The sequence below is a fragment of the Flagellimonas ulvae genome, from assembly GCF_049333175.1.
Lineage (GTDB): Bacteria > Bacteroidota > Bacteroidia > Flavobacteriales > Flavobacteriaceae > Flagellimonas.
Genome location: NZ_CP186325.1, coordinates 2,670,387 through 2,692,205 on the forward strand (window position 1 = coordinate 2,670,387; position 21,819 = coordinate 2,692,205).

5 protein-coding genes are annotated in these 21,819 nt (G+C 41.5%); 1 reads left to right on the forward strand and 4 read right to left on the reverse strand.

What is annotated here, in order from left to right; genetic code table 11:
• Positions 1–2: 2 nt before the first annotated feature.
• From ACOKFD_RS12280 to ACOKFD_RS12290, 3 genes are read right to left on the reverse strand one after another with little or no spacing between them, the layout of a single operon-like run.
• Positions 3–14,300, reverse strand: a complete 14,298-nt coding sequence (locus ACOKFD_RS12280; RefSeq protein WP_422858188.1) for a T9SS type B sorting domain-containing protein — start codon at positions 14,298–14,300, stop codon at positions 3–5.
• A gap of 1 nt (position 14,301) precedes the next feature.
• Positions 14,302–16,341, reverse strand: coding sequence for a PorP/SprF family type IX secretion system membrane protein (locus tag ACOKFD_RS12285; RefSeq protein WP_422858189.1), 2,040 nt, complete (start codon positions 16,339–16,341; stop codon positions 14,302–14,304).
• A 7-nt stretch (positions 16,342–16,348) separates the two neighbouring features.
• On the reverse strand, positions 16,349–18,613 hold the full coding sequence (locus tag ACOKFD_RS12290; protein ID WP_422858190.1) for a gliding motility-associated C-terminal domain-containing protein: 2,265 nt from the start codon (positions 18,611–18,613) through the stop codon (positions 16,349–16,351).
• Positions 18,614–18,877: 264 nt separating this feature from the next.
• On the opposite strand from ACOKFD_RS12290, the gene ACOKFD_RS12295 reads away from it, so the two are divergent.
• Positions 18,878–20,563 (forward strand): glutamine--tRNA ligase/YqeY domain fusion protein, encoded by a 1,686-nt coding sequence (locus tag ACOKFD_RS12295; RefSeq protein ID WP_422858191.1) that lies wholly within the window; start codon positions 18,878–18,880, stop codon positions 20,561–20,563.
• 197 nt (positions 20,564–20,760) lie between these two features.
• Here ACOKFD_RS12295 and ACOKFD_RS12300 read toward each other — a convergent pair whose 3' ends face one another.
• A complete protein-coding gene (locus tag ACOKFD_RS12300) occupies positions 20,761–21,696 on the reverse strand; it encodes an SPFH domain-containing protein (protein WP_298996150.1) in 936 nt (311 codons plus the stop codon).
• Positions 21,697–21,819 lie beyond the last annotated feature (123 nt).

A 21,819-nucleotide genomic window follows, 5' to 3' on the forward strand; every position in this document is an offset into this window, starting at 1 on the left:
CGTCATTGTCGATATAGGGTAAAATGTCCAATAAATTCCCGGTTATCACTTTCACCTTGCAGCTTAATGATATACCAGTAGTCACCAGTAGGGAGCTCGCTGTTATTATAAATACCAGTCCATCCGGGGTCGCCATAACCCATACGATGGAGCTCTCTACCATAACGATCAAAAATGACCATTAGTACATTTGGAAAGGCTTCTAAATTATCTGGAATCCATGTATCATTGAGATTATCACCATCTGGGGTAAAGAAGTTAGGAATCTCAATATCAATGAACTCCATAAAAATTTCCATGGTCACCGAGCAACCGTTGTTATCTATAACGGTTACCGGGTATGTGTCTGTTCTATTAATTATGAATGTATTATCAGTTCCATTGTCAACATCACCAAAGAAGAAGGTATAATCTTCTAGACCTCCGGTTGCTGTAGCTGTGATTTCATTTATGTTACTGTTTTCCAATACCAAGGTCAACGGCTCAAATGCTTCTATGGTAAAGTCTACGGTATTTATACATCCATTGGAGTGTGCTATGGTCAAGTAATGGTCTCCGGGAGGAATATTGGTAAAATCGGCGGTCAATTGCATATCCAAAGGATCTGTAGAATCCAAGGCATACAAAACATCTGTGCTTACAGTAGAATCGGTGAACACAACGCCTAAGCTGTTATCGGGGATTATTCCATCACATGAGTATATTGGTGTTACGGTTGCTTCAAGGTTTACTCCTGGGTTGATTTCCACAAAGACATTGGTCTCACAACCCTGAGAATCACGTACAAAAACAACGTTGGTTCCTGCAGACAAGTTCTGGAACAAGATTTGGTCCTGAACAAAATCAGCATCAGCATTGGAATTCAAACTGGTAAAGTATGGAGCCGTTCCTCCAGTGATATCTAATTCAAAGGAACCATCAGCGCTCTCGAAGCATACCTCGTGCATTACGTTTATAGCATCTGCGGCAATAGGATCGGGCTGATTAATTGTAAACTGGAAGGTTTCAAAACATCCGTTTCTATCTTGGGCAATGACATCATAAACACCAGGTGCCAAATCTGTAAATGTATTGACCGTATCAAACTGGTTTAGATTAGGTGTAATGGCGTAAAATATTTCACCCGTTCCACCGGACACTTCAACTGTGATTGTACCGTCTTCAAGACCAGAACACGTAACATCTGTTGATTCTTGTCTGTCTATCTGCAATGGGGCAGGATCATCTATTTGAATTACACCACTTGTCACTTCACAGTCCATACTGGTTACGTGCACATAATATGTTCCAGCCAATAGTCCGTTGAATTCACCATCGGTTTGTGGGCCAGCCACTGAACTGGTTAGTCCGGGGTCTGAGAACAACTCATAGGAATAATTTCCAAGCCCACCAATAGCATCAGCTATTATAGTTGCAGAAGCTTCACCAGTACAATTGATGAATGCGGCACTATCGTCTATGAGAACATCCAATGGTGTTATTGGGTCAACGGTGATTTGGTTGGAAATCATCGCCTCACAACCAAAAGCATCCCTTACGTAATATTGATATGCACCATCTGGAACAGTGAATACGTGTGTGTCACCTCCAGCCCCAGTCATTGGGGAGAATACAACATTATCCAAACTAAACTCATAAGGACCCGTACCACCGGTAGCTGTTAACTCCAACTCAGCTGGATTTGTACAGGTAAGCTGTGTTAATTGAATTAGGTTGGCCATTACTTCGGCAGGTTCTGAAATGGTTACTTGAATGGTTTCTACATCACAGCTCCAACCATCAGAAACGGTGATGCTATATATTCCAGCACCAAGGTTGTTGAAATCTGCACTTGACTGAGTGCCAGACGAAGAAACTATGGTAGTTCCAGTTGCATCATAAATGTTCAACTGATACAGGTATACCCCTCTACCGTTGACCACGTTTATTGCGGATACCGTTGCGTTGGTATCTCCATAACAAACTAGAGTGGTTGGTGTTGCGGTAATATCTGCGGTAATCGGTATAGGTTGGGTTAACTGTACAGGTCTGTTAATCACACAACCGTTATCATCCGTTATTTCTACATCAAAAGTTCCTTCTGAGAGACCACTAAATACAATGCTTGTAACATCTGTAGCGGTATATACCTGAGTTGTTGTGGTGTTGGTCAACACAATATCATATGGGGCATAACCACCTGTTGGGGAAACCTCAATTTCTCCAAGGTTGTTGGCACAGGTAACATTGGCCACCTCAACAGGACTTGCGTCTAAAAGAGCACTAGGAGAAACAATGGTAAATACGTTGGAATCTTCGGAACACAATGGGTTGGCCGTTTGTGTTATTCGAATAAAAAAGTTTCCTCCAGGTAGATTAGGTATGGGCATTGGATTTGTAGCCGTATTGCCCGAGCCTGTGATTCCAGTAGTAGTTCCATCTGCATTGAATACTTCAAAATTAAAAGTACCAGAATACCCTGTGATGTTGATTTCAGCTGCACCGTCTGCGTTCCCAAAACATGTAACAGGTGCTGTAGGTGTGGCCACAACATCAATTAAATCGAATGGGGCTATTTCATACGGGGCAGTATCCACATAACAATTTGTAGACGTATCGGTTACCCTAAACGTATAGCTTCCAGGGGCTGTCAATTCAAATACCCCGGTTGTGTTCGTAGGCGTGGACGTGAGTGTGCCTAACGTATTTCCTAAAGGTAGCAGTGTATAGGTATAGCTATTGGTTGGAACACCATTATCAGTAACCGTAAGCAATACTTCTTCAGGATTGGCACAACTAATGGCAATGTTTTGCGAAACTGCTGCGGTGAACACGTTGATAGGATTAACAGAAACGGCATCCGTTTCCAAACAGTTGTTGGCATCCCTCACAAAGACCGTGATGTTCTGAATTACTCCAGTATCTACAATGTCGAAGGTATTTGAAGTCTGGAAGTTTACATTATCAATACTGTACAGGTAAGGACCAGTTCCATCTGTTGCGGTAATGGTTATGGTTGCCGTATTTACGGTATTGGACGGACTGCATGCAAATGCACTTGCCAAAGCGCTTACGTTTAAAGCATTTGGCTCTGTAACGGTTTGGTCAAAAAATGCATCACAAGACCTGCCTGAAATAACCCTTACGCGATAATCCCCTGCAGGTAAATTATCAAATACGTTGCTGGTTTGGGCAAACCTAAACGGCGTTACCAAATTTGCCATTTCATACAACTCAAAGGTATAAACTGGATTAACCGTTGTGGCCGGGTCCAACTGAACCGTCAATGAACCGTCTGAACCTCCGTTACAGTTTACAGGGTCTTCAACTACATTGGTGATAATGGGGATTACTCTGTCGTCCAAATCCAATGTAATAGTTTTTACACACGCATGTCCAGTGGCATTGTCAGTAATGGTAAATGTGTACGTTCCAGCCATGGTCAAATCCGTGAAAACACCCGTATTGTTGGTCGGTAATGGCGTTGATGCGTCAGGGAAGGTTACGGCATAAGTAAAGTTGCCGGAGCCACCAGTTTGACTTACGGTCACATGACCTCCTGGGTCAAGGGTGCAGTCAATAGGTTTGTCCAAAGTGACATCAGGTACAATTTCGTCAAACAGTTCTACTGAATTTGTTGTATGGGTACATGAGAACTGGTCTGCGATTTCAACCACATACACTCCCGCACCTAAACCAGTAAATACTGGGCTGGTTTGTGGAGAACCAATCAAGGTCCCATCTCTTCTTAATTGGAAGGTATAATTTCCGTTTTGTCCACCTGTGGTACCTACAACTTCAATTTCACCCTCAATGTTTGTACAGTTTGGGGTATTGATTTGCAAGGTTGCTGTAATAGCGTCTGGGTCAACTAGAATTACATCGGATAATTGATGCTCACAATCAAACTGGTCTTTGATCCATACTTGATATGTAGTTCCTGGAGTTACTCCACCGGAAAGATTTTGGAATAAGGGAGAGGTAACATAATCACCCGGGCCTGTTGGGGCACTTGTGCCAACAAAGTAGGTGTATCCGCCCCATCCGCCAGTAGCATTTATAATTTCAATACTACCGTCGTTCAAGGCACAGGTTACCTCGGACACTTGAGTGTTTCCGGAAATACCAACATTAGGTCCAGTAATATTGAAGGACTGCGAATATGTACATGCAGAACCAGGAGGATTGTCATCCACCACTTCTATAAAGTAGGTTCCTGCGGCCAATCCTGCTATTGTAAATGCTCCATCAGCATCCGAACCAGTTGAGGTTACATCATCAGCCAAGTTTGTTGGCGTATTGTTTACGTCATAATACAGCGTGTAACTTGTGGCGCTTGCATAGGTGACATTGGAAGCATCTTGAAGATCAAGGCTCACTTGACCATTTGTATCTCCAAAACAAGTGATATCAGTAGTACTTACAACATTCAATTGTAATACCTCAGGAGTTAATACCTCATGAGAGGTAGTGATGATACAATTAGTTACCGTGTTTTCTATTTCAAAATTGTGAACACCAACACTTAATCCAGTAAAGCTACCAGAAGCTTGGAAAGAACCACCTGGTAATAATCTGAATCGATAATTTCCTGGATGTGTTGTGGAGTTGGTAAATGTTCCATTTGCGGTTATGGTGATGTTTTCTCCTGCAACACATGTAGCTGCATTATCTACGGCAATGCTAGAAGAAACAAGAATATCCAACGGTTGAATTACTACTGCATCAGTTTCGGCACAATTGTTCGCATCAGTTACAAAAACGGTGATGTTTTGAACGGCACCTGTATCTGCAATGTTGAATGTATTGGAGCTTTGGAAATTGATATTGTCAATACTGTACAAGTAAGGAACTGTTCCATTGGTTGCGGTTACGGTTATGGTTGACAAATCAGCGTTGTTTCCAGTTGCACAAGTGAATGGAGTAGCGACCGCAGAAACCGACAATTGGGAAGGCTGAGTGATTGCTTGGGTTTGCGTTGTTGTGCATCCCGTAGCCTGCGCAGTTACTTGAATAGTATAGGTAATTCCAGCGCCCGTAGCACCTTCTAAACCAGAGAATGTAGCAGAAGCAGAAGTATTGCTGGTTGGTGGTATTGGAAATGTAGCAGAACTACCAGGTCCAGAAATAATTTCAAAATCGTAAGGACCATTGCCTGTATCTACCGCATTTACGGTGATAGAACCGTCATCACTTCCGAAACAAGTAACATCAGTTGCTGCAACTATGTTGAAAGACGGGGTTACAATAGGAGGAACTGTAATATTGAATACCCTTGTACATTCTGGAGTAGTGGTGTTGTTATCGAAGATGGTTATGGTGTAATCTTCGGGCGTTGAAGTATTAAAAACAAAAGGATTACTTGGCAAATTGGTTCGGCTTACTACTGTTCCTGTACCATCTGTAATTTCGTAATCATAACTTGTGGAACCAGAGGTCACGTCAATTGTAATCTGTGCATCAGGAGTACTTGGAGCAACAGAACAGTCCAAAAGCTTGGTAAGCTGGACATCCGCCTGTAGTAAAGGATGAACTGTTACGGTGCTAATTGCCGAACATCCATTGCTATCACGAATAGCAAGATTGTATGTTCCAGCTGCCACGTTGTTGAAAACACCTCCATTATTCACAAAAGTTGTTCCCCCATCTATGGAGTACAGAATTTGCGGAGCCGCACTGGTAGCATTGATGGTTACCGTAGCAGGGTTGGAGCAATTGTCTACAACAACACTATCTATAGTTGGGTCTGGAGTTAAGGTTAACGAAACAAAACCAAGTTCGTTGGAACAACTATATTGATCTTGAACAGCCATTCTATAGCTTCCAGCTGCAGAGTTTGCGGGGACTTCAATAGGGTTGTCCGTAGTCGTCGTAATAAGCACATCATCAGCCAGATTACCAGGAGTATTGTTAATGTCATGATACAAGGTATACGTATAGATTCCTCCACCCCCACTTGGGTTTTGGATTTGAATCAATCCAGGCGAATCACAGCTAATATTTTGGAGAACTGTTGGTGTTCCCGTAATTTGATCAAGCTCCAACAAGATAACATTTTCACTTCCGACCATACAGTTGTTAGGGGCTGCTCCTTGAATCTCAACAAAATAAGTTCCTGCGGCAAGTCCGGCCAAAGGAGCTACCGGCACGGTAAATGAATCGCCAGAAATGAATCCAACTTCGGTTCCAGAATTAATGGAAACGGTTGGATTGGAAAGTTCGAATAGGTTCCATGTAAATGTTCCTCCCAAATCACCTGGAGTGTCTTCTGTAACAATATACGTAATCTGACCATTATTGGACCCAAAACAACTTGGTGTTACATCTGCTGTTATTTCAACAGGCGGAGGCGCCACATCATTTACATTCACCGTACTTTGTCTTACACAAGGACTTGAATCCCTTACATAGAAAACATAGGTTCTTCCTGGTACCAAACCAGTAAACACGTGGTTTCCTGGAGTAGGAACGGTCCATGTTGCAGTAGCTTCATCAAAGTTGGCGGGGTCATCCGAATAGGTATACTCGTAATTTGGTGACCCTTGTGTACCTTGTACAGTTACTTGAAGATCATTACAATCCACAATAATCGCTGAGATAGTAATGTTCAAATCGTCAAGAGGAAATGGTATGATGTACTGAGGTAAATCTATTTGACACAGCGTATTATTGGATGCGTCCACGGTTCTGATAGAAGGATTTATGACAGTACCTGAAGAATATATTGTTCCAGTTACCGGATCCATTCCAGTAAATGTATCACTGGTCTGCCAGTTTAAACCACCATCCGCACTAAACTGTAGAGTTCCGGATAACGTTAAAGGATAATTGTCAAATTCAAAACCGGTCAAATTAATGTCCGGATCACAGCCAGGAGGCAGTATAGGAATAATATCGGCTATTAGTTCATCAGGATTATTTATGGTCACAGGAGTCTCTGTAACCGTACAACCTGTAGCATCGGTAACATTAATAGTATAATTACCAGGTATTAAGTTGAAATAGGTTCTTGTAGTCACCAAAACATTAGTGTCCGTTTGGTTTCCTGCCCCAGCATTGTCCAAATCCACGATATCAATTGTGAAAGGAGCCAATCCAGAAGTTATGTCCACTTCAATGGAACCCATTCCGTTATGACATTGTGGGTCTGTTGGGGTATTTACAACAGTTAAAGGAGTTGCAGGATTTACCGTAACGGTTTCCACAAAATCACAGTATGCATTGCTGGCAGAGGTATCCCTTACGTATACATCATAATCACCATCGTTTCCAGTGGTTACAGCAAAGGTATTAGTGGTTGAGAATAATCCTGAAGGACTATTTCCAGTAGGAACAAAAGCATATTCAAGGTTGGTCAGTGCAGCAGGAGCTGTTACTGTAATGCTACCGTTGGCACAAGTACTGATGTCGACAACATCTATGGTTGGCGCATCGTATATGGTAACATTTTCCAACGTGCCTTCACAACCCAAACCATCTCTTACATTGATGGTGTAGTTTCCATTGACCAAATTATTGAAAGTAAAGGTCGTGGCGTTGGAAGGAGTGGGGGCTGTCCAAGGCCCTCCATTTAGGCTGAACTCATAATTTCCATTTCCTGCGGTAACATCAATCTGTATAGTGCCGTCATTGTTTCCACCATAACAGGCAGTGAAAGTGTACGTTATTGGTGTGATTGGAGCAACGACTATGCTCGAATCAATAGGATCTTCGCAACCATTGGCATCCCTTGCCCTAACAATATAGCTTCCGGCAGGAACACCCGTAAAGATATCTGATGCTTGATAGGGTCTAACTACAGTTATAGTAGGTAAGGTAGAGGCATCCTCAAGGCGATATTCGAATCCTGGAGTTCCACCAGAAAGAATACTTGCGGTTATTACGGCACCTCCGTTTGTACAAGTCAGTGCTGTAGTCACTGAGGCATCTGTAACCAGCGCATCAGGTTGATCTATGGTTTGATTTAAGGTTACCGTACAAGAATTGTCAAGCACATCCCTTACTTCAATGTCATAGGTTCCAGCGATAATATTATCACCAGTAAGGGCATTGGAAATAGTAACTGGGCTTGTGGTAGAAATCGTAAATGGGCCTGTATTTCCTAAACGATATTCAAACCCATTAACAGGGTCAAAGTTTTCAACTTCAAAAGTTATGGAACCATCATTACCACCATTACAGCTCACATCAGAGAAAGCAGTAATTTCTGCATCAAAAGCATTGCCATCTTCTATAACCACATCAACGGTTAAAGAACCAGCACAAACTTCCGGAAGTTGGAAGGCTTGGATGTTGTCAATAGCAACATCATTACCACTTGTGCCGGTAGCTATCGTTCTAATAACTATGTCAATAGTTGTGTTGGCACCTGGATTTAGCGCTGGAATGGTAAGATTCTGCCAATCATTAGCACCAGTGTTTTCAGGAATTGCACCTGTTGTACCGCTTGAAATTACAACCCCAGAAGGGTCTACAAGCTCAACAAGAATGTTCGGTTCAATAAGGTTTCTGCCTTGTCGGACAAGGTTGAAAACGGCCAATGAGAAAACAACATCCCTATTTGGGATAACTTCAATATCCTCTTTGAAATATACTACGGTGTTGACCCCGGGATTTCCAACATTAACCGCTAAATATCTTCCGTTAGGCGTGAGAGATGCATCATTTGGGCTTCTCCACGCGGGGAATGGTGCAACGATATTGTTGGTAACACTATACTGTAAGTCGTTAATTTGAAAGTTTGCATCTGGACAAGTACCTAAAGAGGCATCCTGTGATTCGTAACAATAAAATGCCGTGTCTACCTGGGGAATTGATGTATTGGGTCCAACACCAAAATCCTCTAACAAAAGCACGCTAGGTGAAGGAGGAATGTTGCTAGAGTAGTTTATGGTAAATGTACTTGTGCCCACGGGAACGTTGTCGAAAACATTTGAGGTCGCCGGTGTGTTTGGAGTTCCTCCAATTTCATAGGTGTAGTCAAAATCAACACTATCGGGGGTCAGTGTAACAGTTCCTTCACCATCACATTCGTAAACAATAGACGGGGTAATTCCGGGAGGCGTAGGCTCTGGCTCTACTGTTACTGACATTGGGAATGTACAGTTGTTGGCATCTCGAATAAATATGGTGTGAGTTCCAGGTAGCAAGAACCCAATAGGACTAGCAGCATAATTGGTACCTCCATCAAAACTATATTCATAAGGAGCAGTTCCCCCAATGGCATTTGTGATTCTTACTTCGGCACCCAAACCAGGGTTACATTCTGCCAATTGGGTTACAGCCGCAGAAGCTGATAAGGTAAAAGGTTCCGTAATGTTGTAGGCTTGTGAAACCTCACAATTATTCGCATCCCTTACTCGAATGTCATAATTTCCTGCAATCTGATTTACGAAGACATTGGAAGTTTGGTATGTAGTACCATTGTCAATACTATATTGAAATGGAGCCTCACCTCCAGATGCAACAATGGTAATATTAGCCTGGGCCTCACCACTACACAGAATTCCCGTATCGGAGATAGCGAGAGATAATGGGGCATCTTGTACAATATTCAAATCGAATGAAGCCTCACAAAATCCGGAGGCGCCTCCGTTATCTCGAACATATACATCATAATCACCCGCACCAGTAACGCTTATTGGGTTGGTGGTAGAAAAATCACCTGCAACCGGCGTGGCACCGTCAGCAACTATGGCAAAAACATAATTGCCATCTCCTCCTCCCGGAGTGATATCCACATTGGTGGATATGGCGCAAGCGGTTATGTTTGGCGCTGAAGCAACAACAGTTAACTCAGGATTAATTGTAATCGTTTCTGTATCGGTACAGTTATTTCCGTCTCGCACCTCTATGGTATATGTTCCTGAGGTCAATCCAGAAAAGACGTTGTTGGTCCCAAAACCCCCACCATTAAGGCTGTACTGATAGTTTCCATCTCCACCTGAGGTAATATTCGCCGTCAGTGTCAATCCAACAGCATCGTCAAAGCAAAAATCGTTGGGAACAATAGCCAGGACTGGCGCAATTGCAGGATTCAAAGTAAAACTAGTTGTAACAACACAACCATTGGCGTCAGTAACTGAAGCTGTATAAAGTCCGGTTTGTGTTAAGTTGTTAAAAACACCAGTACTGTTAGTTCCAAAAGGCGTAGCATCAGGATTGGTAAGGGTAAAGCTATTTCCTCCCCACCCTCCTGTTGAGGTAAGAGTAACACTTCCGGTTGTGGTACAAGTGGGTTGGACTTCGGAAGCGCTCAAAGTTAAAGCCGCCGAAGGGGCATTTATGGTCACACTCGCCGTGGCAGTACAATTGGTTAAATTATCTGTTACTGTAATATCGTATGTCCCATCATCCAAGTTGGATAAGGAAATGGTTCCATTGGTTTCGTTGTTTCCATTGAAATTGGAAGGCCCAGTAATGGAATAGTTGAAATCCGTATTGAAGTCCGAGACCGTAAAAGTTAATTCACCATCCGTGCTGGTCAAACAACTAATGTTGCTAACCAATTGACCTGTAACACTGATTTGCGATACAGGGTTTATGGTAAAGGATTCATCATAGACACATCCTCTTCCATCCGTGACTCTAAAAGTATATGTGTCTGGAGCAAGAGCATCAAAATCTGCGCTATTTCCCGTTATGGAAGTAGCAGCCAAAGGTGCTGGAGCTATAATTTCAAAAACAAAAGGAGCATCACCATTCACAGAAGTTACTGTGACATCAGAGGTTAAAGCAGGGCAATTAGGTGTAGTAGCAGTAAAGGTCAAATCCGTTGGTGGATTTAAAGGGTCCAATGTGATTGCATTTGTTACGAACGTACAGTTGTTCGCATCCCTAACCGTAATAGTATAAGTTCCTGCTGTTAAGTTGGAGAATCGCTCTGCTCCTGCTCCATTAAAGAAGTTGATTCCGTCTATGCTGTATTCATATGGAGCTGTTCCGCCAGCAATATTTTGAGCTTCAATAACCCCATCTTGTAAACAGGTAAAATCTTGGATTAAGACCGCATTTGCAGAAATGCCCACAGCAGGTTCGGTAATCGTAAAATTGTCTATTTCGTCACAGCTTACACCTCCTTGGGTTTGGGTAACCGTAACGGTATAATCACCAGCGGGAAGGTTAGTAAATGAGCCAGAAGTATTCGTTGTTGGTGCACCAACTGTTGGTGTCAAGGTGAAATCCAAGGTATACCCGTTGGTGTTTGTAACATTATAAGTAATGGACCCATCATTGCCGCCAAAACATGAAACTTCGGTCTGGGATGTTGTATAGACAATTGCGGGTGCTACGACAACGGTAGCCACATTGGAAATGAATGTACAATTGTTCCCATCAACAACGATGAATTCATAGTCTCCTTCTTCGCCATTTGTGAATGTAAAGTCTTTAGGGACTTGGAATTCACTAGCCGGTATGTCATTGACGGAGGTATAGAGGTCAACCCCGTCGCGGCTCCAAATGGCATAAACATAATCGGGATTAGGAAAACCGCCAGATCCTGTCACTGTAATGATACCGTCCGTACAATCTATGTTTTTGGTGGTGACCGCAGTTACGTCCAAATCGGTAACATCGTTGATGGTTACTTGCTCGGTATAGCTACAACCGTCATCGGTGGTAACTAAAACATCGTAAACACCATCATTAAGATTCTCGAAAGTGTAATTATTGTCTGTTGAAGGCCCAAAAGTATCTACACTAACCCCGCCTTGAGAAATTTCATAATAGTATTGGGGTTCAACATTTAGAACAGAAATCCCAATCTCGCCCAACCCGTTACAGTCAGTATCTCTTGTGGTAATATCAACTTGGAAATCCCTTTCTAAGATTCCGATGTTGTCAAGAACAAAAACACAACCGTCAACTACGCCTTGTTGGCGCATTTCTACAGTGTAAGCTCCATTGCTTGCAATATCAAAACTTGGGCTGGCCTGATATCCCTGCACAACATTCCCTGTAGCTTGATCAATCAAACGGTACTCGTAATCCAATGGCATATTGGTTACAGTAATATTACCGTTAGTGTTACAAATGATATCCCTTGTGTTTACTTGAGGGTCTAGGGGGTTTTTGAAAATATTGAAGTAGAATCTGCTGAAACATCCATTTTGGTAGTTGATTACTAGACGGTATTGTCCCGCGTCTGAAGCAGTGAAGTTGCTTCCTGTTTCTACAACGTTCCATGTGCAACTGTTGTTGGTGTTGGCACATCCTGGAGTTGCGGCAGAACAGCTAGATTCATCCAAAAGTTCCCACTCTATACTATCAGCATCTGGAATATTTACTTGAACCAGTTCGGTGTCGTTCAATCCGCAGAGAAAGATTTCCGGCAATTCACTACCATCATTGGGGCAGATTACGATTTCGCCTTCCACCGTATTGGAAGTGTCGTTTATCAGAGTTGTAATCGGATTGGTCTGCGTGGCTCCCACTCGCTCCACAACAATGATTTCAGCGAAGTCTTTACACGGATCTGCAACTTGCTTATCCACAATGTAAGTCCCTATATCTGTTACCGTTAGTGTGCTTGGGTCTCCGTCTGGGTCTCCGTCGTTCAATACTGTATCCCCTGCATCAATGGCGTTGTTTCCGTTTTCATCCCTATACCAAACATAGGCGTCAAAATTGTCCCCGGCATCAAGTGTAACCGAGTTTCCACAAAGCTCCACAGTTCTGCTAAAGTTACAGGCATTTAGGTCATCCAATAAAAAGTTGGTTGCTCCTGGCGTTGTAAAACCACAATCGTCAAAATCGGAAACACTGGGGTCATCACTAATTTGGTTATCATTGATTACACCTTCATAGGTAGAAAAAGCCTGGTTTTGGATAACATCGGTACAAGCGTCCACAAAATCGAAGCAGTTTTGCGCTACTTGTACACGCATTCTAATGGATGAAATGGGATCACCCTCTTCTACTAGGTTATCCGGAATGGTAAAGGTGATTTCACGATTAGGCTCATCATACACATAGGTAACTCCAGTTGGAAGAGTCAATGAAGCTTCGTCTAGAGTAACGTTGGTGGGCAATACATCTCGGATTACATAATTTGTTGCATCATCATTTCCAGTATTGACAAAGGAAAGGACATAGTCCAAAACCTGTCCAAGATTCACCCCTAGCCCAGTAATATCATTTCCGCCAATATCTTCAACTCTTTTTTCAAGTACAATGTTGGGCTCTATGATTTCTACTCCAAAGGTCACCAAAAAGGCCCCAAAAGCATCACCTTGCGTAAACAGTCTTAGAGTTGCGTCAGTTTCGGTATTGGCAATTATACTATTTGCCGGGTTGTTGATTTCAAATATATCGGAATCAAAACCCAAAGTGTTGGTAGCTGATATATTCCTAGTGGTCACATCAGCACCATCAATGGTGATGTTGGAGTTAAAGAAATTGTTCGCTGGGTTTCCTGCATTGGAAAGGCTAGTGAACCCCGGATTCAAAGGGGTTTGAATGCGAAAGGCATCCCCAGAAATACTACGATCTCCTTCAACCACACTGGCACCCAATCGCGCACGAACAGGACCCACGGGGATGGTATTAAAACCAGAAACATTGATGTCGGCACTTGAACTGCCACTTACACCTGCATAGCCATCAAAAACTGAAATGTATCTTCCGTTAAGGGTTGGGTTTTCGTAAATAATAACAAGCGTCCATCCACCAGCACCACCAACACTTCGCCCTCTTGTTGCTCTTACGTTCCCCACAAAGTATTCTCCAGCAGGGTCGGCTAGACCTTGAAGAATATCGGTTACATTTTTAAAACATGTATAGGGGGAGTCTTTAAAATTGACATTATCATAGATTATCGCATCCTCCTCTCCGACAGGGTCTGGATTGTTGTCGGCTTGTAAATCCATATAGGTTGTACTTCCTGGAACCCTAAATTTTATTTGAGTAAAATCGAGCCTCTGCGTATCATTTTGGGGCAGAGTTGGTATTTGTGTATTGTTAAGTACTTCTTGTTGATAGTTTGCAGACCAATAAAGTCCTGCCCAATAAATCCGCGAACAGAACGGAAGGGTCAAGGTAGAACTACTTGAACTAAAAGTTGTTGGATCGGAGTCTATATCGATATAATCCCTATGGAACCCATTGTTATTGGAGTTTCCATTAAAGGGGTCATTTGCAGTGTTGCTCCCATCTACGCGGTTTATTATACTGTTGGAAAGAAAAGTGTAGTCACCCTTAATGTTGATGAATGAATTATCCAATCTAGGCGTGAAAGGCACTTCGACTTGCGCGCTAGTTTTTAGACCTAATAATCCAATGCCAAAAAGGCAGATAAGGGTTTTTAGTATGTGATTGGACATCTTAACTTGTATAGTTTGGTTTTACCCGCATGATCCACATATCGTCATCATACGAAGCGTTCAGTTTGGTATAGTATGAGGTTAATGCATTTGTCCAGGTGTCATGTTTTTTCAGGTACACATAGCGGAAATTGTCCTCGGGATTGGTGAAGTATTTTGCGTCGAACCCCCTGGACTGGAGCTCTTTTACAAATGTTCTGGCATCTTGGGAAGTGGCAAATACGCTGGCAATTATGTAATAGCCTTGTCCATGCCCATTGATGTCAAAGGTTTTATAGGTGGCTGAGCCACTGTTGTTTTGTTGGGAATTCTTTGTTTTGTTGGAATTCCTTGTTTGCATCGCAACAGGCAATGTGGAGATATCATTTTTTACCGACATCACCCACATTGGCGCCAAAAACTTGCCAGATAACTGAGTCTTGTATTGTTCTGCAACCTGTGTTTTGGATTGAGAGTGCTCTAAATAAACATACTTTAGATTGTTCTTTGGATTTTCAAAATATCTGGCATCGATTCCTAAATCGTGCAACTCGTCCAAGAAGCGATTTAAGTTTTCATCTTCCCGATAAACATTAGCAATCAGATAATGACCAGTTTCAACATCGGGAATATCAAATACCGGATAGTTGTAACCAAAGGACCGGGATTGCGCTTTGGATGTATTTATAGTTCTATCTTTTGCAACATTTGTGGAGCGAGAAGCAGTATTTGCTGAGTTTCTATCTATTTTGATTACCCTATTAACTGATGAGGTATTAGAAAGCCCATGGTTGGATATGGGTTGTTTTTTGGTTCTACTCACCAAAGAAGAACTGTCTACGTTTTCAAAATATAGTTCTCTCGCTCTTTTTTCTACTTCAGGCTGATTACCCTTAGTCTCTCTTCGAACCATTTTCATTACGGATTCAAAGCGACGTTCAAGGTCTTGTTTTCTATTTTGCTCAATGGAATCTTGACGGAACAAGAGCTCGTCTAGAATAGCGTCATTTTCTGCTAGTTTTTCTCTTAATTGGGCTATCTCTAAATCTTTATCTGAAAGGGTTAAATTTTCTTGGGGAATACTATCATTTTGAACTAAATCATTTTCTTTTTCAAGAAGTACTCGATCTTCAGTTAGGTTGGGAGTAAATGAATAGGCCAGCGAGACCTCATGACTTACACCAAAGTTTTCGAAGTTATTGGTCAAACCCTTTTCAACGGTATAGCCAATGGACAAGTTCTTGTTTAAGTTGAAACCAAGCCCTGCCGAAGCACCATAAAAATCGTCGTAACCTGCCTGTACCCAGCCTAGTTTGGGTAAATCCATGACTAAACTCCCCCCCAAAGTAATATCTTCTTCTCCTACTTTTCTTACCCGCGCCAGAGGCATGAGTCTTCCTTGTTCTAGGATGCCCGCAGCATTTTTAAACTGATGGGTATATTGAAGATGTCCTGAATAGGTTTTTTCATTGAAATCTGTAATGGATTCACTGTTTTTTAAATTGTAATCAAAAAGGTTTTCTGCAAATCCACCAAAATCAAACTTTCCAAAAGAAATATTGAAACCTGGTTGAAATGAGATTAATGAACTGCTTTCAAGGCTATTCAAAAAGGGGTCATCGTCAACTGCGTTTGCTCTATTTTGATTGAAAGCACTTTGGTAATATGAAAAATTAGCCCCAAAAGTGAAGTTGCTTTTTGGGCTTAACTTCACACCATATGCATAATTTGCATGTACACCGAAGTTATTGAAAAGCCCTTCACGATTGGTGAACAAACTAAGACCAACCCCACTTCTATCCCCAACTCTACCACTATAACTAAGAAAGTACACTTGGTTGTTGTCATCAAAAGAGACCGATTGGTTTCTATGAAACAAATTGATGTACGACTTATCTTCCCGAACCGTTGAAAAAGTTGGATTTATCAAGAAGCGATTAAACTTCAAGAGGTTTTGGGAAGGAACCTCATAGCTCACAAAAGGAGTTTCTTCCTGACTCCAAAGACCAGAAAGGGATAATAATGAAAGCGTAATTAGTAGTATGTGTTTGTTGAGGTTCATTCTTTGGTTATCTGATAACTGTTATGGTTCCTTGCCTTAGGTTCTTACCTTCGCGGGTCAACCTGTAATAGAAAATCATGTTCTGTTGACTAAAGGAAGTGGTAGATTCTGGCCAGTTGTTTTCGTAGTTAGTCTGACTGAAAACCTCCTTACCTCTTTCATCAAAAATGGTAACTAATACCTGTGGGTCTCTAGAGAAAGTATTTGGTAGAACCCAAAGATCGTTTATACCATCACCATTTGCCGTAATCACATTTGGAATGGCAAAAGTGTCTCTAAAGGATACCGTAATTACTCTGCTAACGGAACAATTACCAAAATCAGCGGTTAACAAATATTGTCCTTCAGCATTAAATGAAAAGGAATCCTGACTGCTTAATAAGGTGTTATTTTCATCAAACCATTCATAAGATTGGGCACCACTTGCGGTAACGGTTTCTGTTTCCCCTTCGATGATTATTATATTTTCTAGACTGTCCAATACAAGTAAGGACTGGTCAAATGGAATTACGGTTATTTCGTTGGAAACCAAAGGACAATCATTGGTAGCTACACTTAATTGATATGTTCCGGACTCGGTAACAGTCAAAGCTGTTGATGAGGTATCGAAGCTGCCACCATCTTTTAGCCATTGAAAAGTTTCTCCCGACAAATCTCTTGACGTAGTTATAGTTAAGCTACTACCATCAGGACAAAGCACAGTTCCATCAGAAGTTAGAGCCAATGTTTCATTGGTTGCTAATCTTACGTTCAATGAGTTAGAGCTGGCATTAAAAGAAGATAATGTCCCATTTAAAGTATAAGCACCGTTATTGACATTATCCGTTATTGTTAGGGTTCTAGAAGTTTCTCCAGCAAGGGGACTTCCATTGTAGGACCATTGGTAGGCAAATGAATTTTCCAATGCTGAGGTAACATCTGTTCTTACACCAGAAGAGCCAATGGCATCGATTGTAGCAATACCGATTGTAGCATTGGAATCTACACACTCAACATAACCGCCAACAAAATCAATGGTAAACTCAAAGGAATTAGGGGAGACAACCGTAGTACTTTCTGAATCTACCGGAGCAGATGTGACACAGGAACCCGCTGTTTCCGTTACTCGAGCAAAATAGACCCCAACATCATTGATTGTCAAAGAGCTACTTGTTTCTCCTGAAAGGGCGGCTCCATCTTTAAACCACTGAAAAGTGGGAGAGACCGCATTCGTGGTTACAGATAAAGTTTCGTCTTGGCCCGGAAGAAGTACAATATTCTCTTCATTTTGACGAGTTGCTGAAACTGAACCTAGATTTTGAACGGTGACAGAGGAAGATCTTTCTGTACATGCACCCGCGCCCTCTATTTCAACTTCATAGTTTCCTTCAAAACCTGAAGATGAAGTGTTTATATTCAATGTGTTTCCTTCAACTGTAGGACCAGAGATTATGGAACCATCTTTGTACCAAGTATATGTAAGGCCTGAACCGTCTAAGTTTGCAGTAAGTGTATATGGGTCGCCTATACACAGGTCCACCGTACTTGAACCCGCTATTGCTACGCCGAGCGAAGAACCTGTTAGTACTTCTATAATATTGGAAGACGTATTGGCAGAGCCAGTACAGATACTACCATAGTCCAACTCTACATAGTACATTCCAGGAGTTGAAACGGTCAGTTGATTTGATTTTTCACCTAGTAAAGTGGAACTTCTATACCAATTATACTGGTAGGTGCTGGCATTTGGAATGTTATGGGTGGCCAAAGTAATTGAACCTCCATCGCACTGCTGAATCTCTCCTCCATCTGGTAGCGTTCCGTTGCCATCTTGACTAATGCGCAAAGGTGTTGCAAAGTCAACAAAATACATAGGATAAGGAACTGATGGAGGGCTGGTTTTGGAAGGGTTTGTACTTCGTACACGCAGTCTATAGTTCTCTCCTCGTGCATCATTTGGAACCGTGAATTCAAAATCAAAATCAAAATCAGTATTCTTATCGGAAACACGGGCCAGTTCTTCAGGGTCGCCAAAGTTTCCATTGGAATCTGAAAGTTCGAGTATAAACTCATTATTAGATTCGACCAATGGAAAGTTCCAGGTAAAGTTGACAAAGTATTCATTGAAACTAGCAGAGGCACAAGCCGCTGTCCAAGGAAAGCTGCTTCCTAAATTTGGATTGGGGGCTGCTTCAGGTTGATTCAAAATCTGTGCGGTAGCACTCATAGAGCAACACATCATCACAATAGCAATGATTGTTGGAATGCTGTAGGTTGAATTATTTTTTCTCATCAGCGTTAGTTTTAAGAGGTTGTCGACAAAATTTGCCCCAAATATGTGCCCCTTAAGATGTTGAGTTGTTTGGCAGCTGTTCTACGGCAGCCAAATTTTCATACAGTATTCCAATAACAAATATGATTTTTATTAAGTGGAAAGGAAAGATATTGTTGTGGGTCATACCAAAACTGTTGTGAAATGGCCTACTTTGTATACACTTGGTGCTTTAAATAGTCTGAAGCAACTGTTTTTGCTACATTTGCGCTTCAATTATTGATTATGGGCGAAGAGGAAAAATCACTGAATTTTATAGAGCACATCATCGAGGATGACTTAAGGGCAGAATATGTAAAAGACCAGCTGCGTTTTCGGTTCCCACCGGAGCCTAATGGCTATCTTCATATTGGACATGCAAGCTCTATTTGTCTCAATTTTGGATTGGGGATAAAATACAACGCCCCTGTGAATTTGAGATTCGATGACACAAACCCCGCAAAGGAGGAAAAGGAATACGTAGACGCGATTAAAAAGGACATCAAATGGCTAGGATTTGATTGGGATACAGAGTGTTACGCTTCAGATTATTTCCAACAGTTGTATGATTGGGCTGTAGTACTTATTCAAGAAGGAAAAGCATACGTAGATAGTCAGACTTCAGAAGAAATTGCAGATCAAAAAGGAACTCCAACAGAACCTGGCCGAGAAAGTCCATATAGAAATCGTTCCATTGAGGAAAATTTGAGTCTTTTTGAGGGTATGAAAAATGGGGATTTTAAGGAAGGAGACCATGTTTTAAGAGCAAAAATTGATATGACTTCTTCAAATATGCTTATGCGTGATCCGGTAATGTATCGTGTGCTCCATAAAGCACATCACAGAACAAATACCGATTGGTGTATATATCCAATGTATGATTGGACACACGGCGAAAGCAATTATATTGAACAAGTATCCCACTCCTTATGTACTTTGGAGTTTTTGCCTCACAGAGAGCTTTATAACTGGTTTTTAGACCAGTTGGTATCAGAAAATAGACTAAGACCCAAACAAAGGGAATTTGCACGAAGAAACCTGAGTCATACCGTGGTGAGTAAGCGAAAGCTATTGCAATTGGTTGAAAACAATATTGTTTCAGGCTGGGACGATCCACGGATGCCCACTATATCTGGCTTGAGAAGAAGAGGGTATACCCCTGAATCCATAAGAAATTTTGCAGATACCATAGGTATTGCAAAAAGGGACAATGTGGTTGATGTTTCTTTGTTGGAGTTCCATGTAAGAGAGCATTTAAACAAAATAGCCCCAAGGGTTATGGCGGTTCTGAATCCTCTTAAAGTTGTTATTAGCAATTACGAAGAAGGAAAGGAAGAGTGGTTGGATGCCGAGAATAATCCTGAGGATGAAAAATCAGGTACAAGAAAAGTACCTTTCTCCAGAGAACTGTATATAGAACAAGAGGACTTTAGGGAGCAGGCCAATCGCAAGTTCTTTAGATTAAAATTAGGCGGAGAGGTTCGCCTTAAGAATGGATACATAATAAAAGCCGAAAGCTGCACCAAAGATGAAGAGGGTAATGTGGTGGAAGTGCAATGTACATATGACCCAAGAAGCAAAAGTGGAAGTGGAACCGAGGAAAGTCTTAGAAAAGTAAAGGGAACATTGCATTGGGTTTCATCTTTACACGCTATTACAGCCGAAGTGCGATTGTACGATAGGTTGTTTACAGATGCCACTCCAGATGGCCATAAAGACAAAGAGTTTATGGATTTTGTTAATCCTAATTCATTGCAAAAGATTACCGGACACTTGGAGCCAAGTTTGAAAGATGCAAAACCGGGAGACAGATTCCAGTTTCAAAGGTTGGGATACTTTAATGTGGATTTGGATTCTACACCAGAACACTTAGTTTTTAACCGAACGGTTACCTTGCGAGATACTTGGGCAAAAATTGAGCAAAAGACCTAGAATAAGAAAATCCAATATCAAAACTAATTTTGATAGAGAACCATTATTCTGGGCAAGCTTTTTTGAGCTGTTTTTACAGGCTTTTGCTGTTTTTATAACAGTAGGTATATTATCGGTGTTGACCCTTGATTAGAGAGCTTTAAAATGAAAAAACCCTGCATTGCAGGGTTTTTATATGCTATTTCATTCCATTGGACTTAGTTGTCCTCATTTTTATTCTTATTGTTCTGTTTTTTCATAGCTTCTCCAATTTGATTGCTTGCCGTAAATGAGGCGACCATATTATTGAGCATATCACTTCCTGCTTGTGGAGAGTTTGGCAATAGTATTAAGTTAGAATTGGTTTCTTCGCCAATAGCCTGCAATGTATCATAATGTTGGGTTACCACAATTAGCGCGGAGGCTTCTTGCGAATTGATGCCAACTTTGTTCAAAACCTCAACAGACTCTTCCAGCCCCCTGGCAATTTCCCTACGTTGGTCTGCAATACCTTGCCCTTGTAGTCTTTTGCTTTCGGCCTCAGCTTTTGCTTTTTCCACGATTAGGATTCTTGCGGCATCTCCCTCAAACTGTGCTGCTATCTTTTCACGTTCAGAGGCATTGATTCGGTTCATCGCTTCCTTAACTTGAGCATCTGGATCAATATCGGTTACTAGGGTTTTAATAATGTCATATCCATATTCAGACATATATTCTTGAAGTTCACGCTTTACTGCAATGGCAATATCATCTTTTTTAACAAAGACATCATCCAATTTCATCTTGGGAACCTCAGCACGTACTACATCAAATACAAATGAAGTGATTTGGTCATGGGGATATTCCAGTTTATAAAACGCATCGTATACTTTGTCACGAATTACAACATATTGAACGGAAACCTTAAGTTTTACAAAAACATCATCCAATGTTTTGGTTTCTACAATGACGTCCAGCTGTTGAATTTTTAAACTTAATCTACCGGAAATTCGGTCTACCAAAGGGATTTTCATTTGCAATCCGGAATTTCGGATGCTTTGGAATCTTCCAAAGCGCTCAATGATAACAGCGGTTTGCTGCTTTACCACAAAGAAGGAAGCAAATAGGATTATTAATCCAAAAAAAATGATTGGTATTAAAAGGAAATTGCCCATATATATACTATTTAATGTTGATTTCAGGAAGTTACAAAACTCGGTACTTGATTGGTAGTGAAATTGACAAAATTGTTACAGAGTAAGGGGTTAACCTCTTAACGATAGAGACTTTCAAAAAGC

What these genes read in the sequence shown, in the direction of transcription:
- ACOKFD_RS12280 (WP_422858188.1), bottom strand. Translation starts at nt 14,300, where the DNA reads ATGTCCAATCACATACTAAAAACCCTTATCTGCCTTTTTGGCATTGGA.
- ACOKFD_RS12285 (WP_422858189.1), bottom strand. Translation starts at nt 16,341, where the DNA reads ATGAACCTCAACAAACACATACTACTAATTACGCTTTCATTATTATCC.
- ACOKFD_RS12290 (WP_422858190.1), bottom strand. Translation starts at nt 18,613, where the DNA reads ATGAGAAAAAATAATTCAACCTACAGCATTCCAACAATCATTGCTATT.
- ACOKFD_RS12295 (WP_422858191.1), top strand. Translation starts at nt 18,878, where the DNA reads ATGGGCGAAGAGGAAAAATCACTGAATTTTATAGAGCACATCATCGAG.
- ACOKFD_RS12300 (WP_298996150.1), bottom strand. Translation starts at nt 21,696, where the DNA reads ATGGGCAATTTCCTTTTAATACCAATCATTTTTTTTGGATTAATAATC.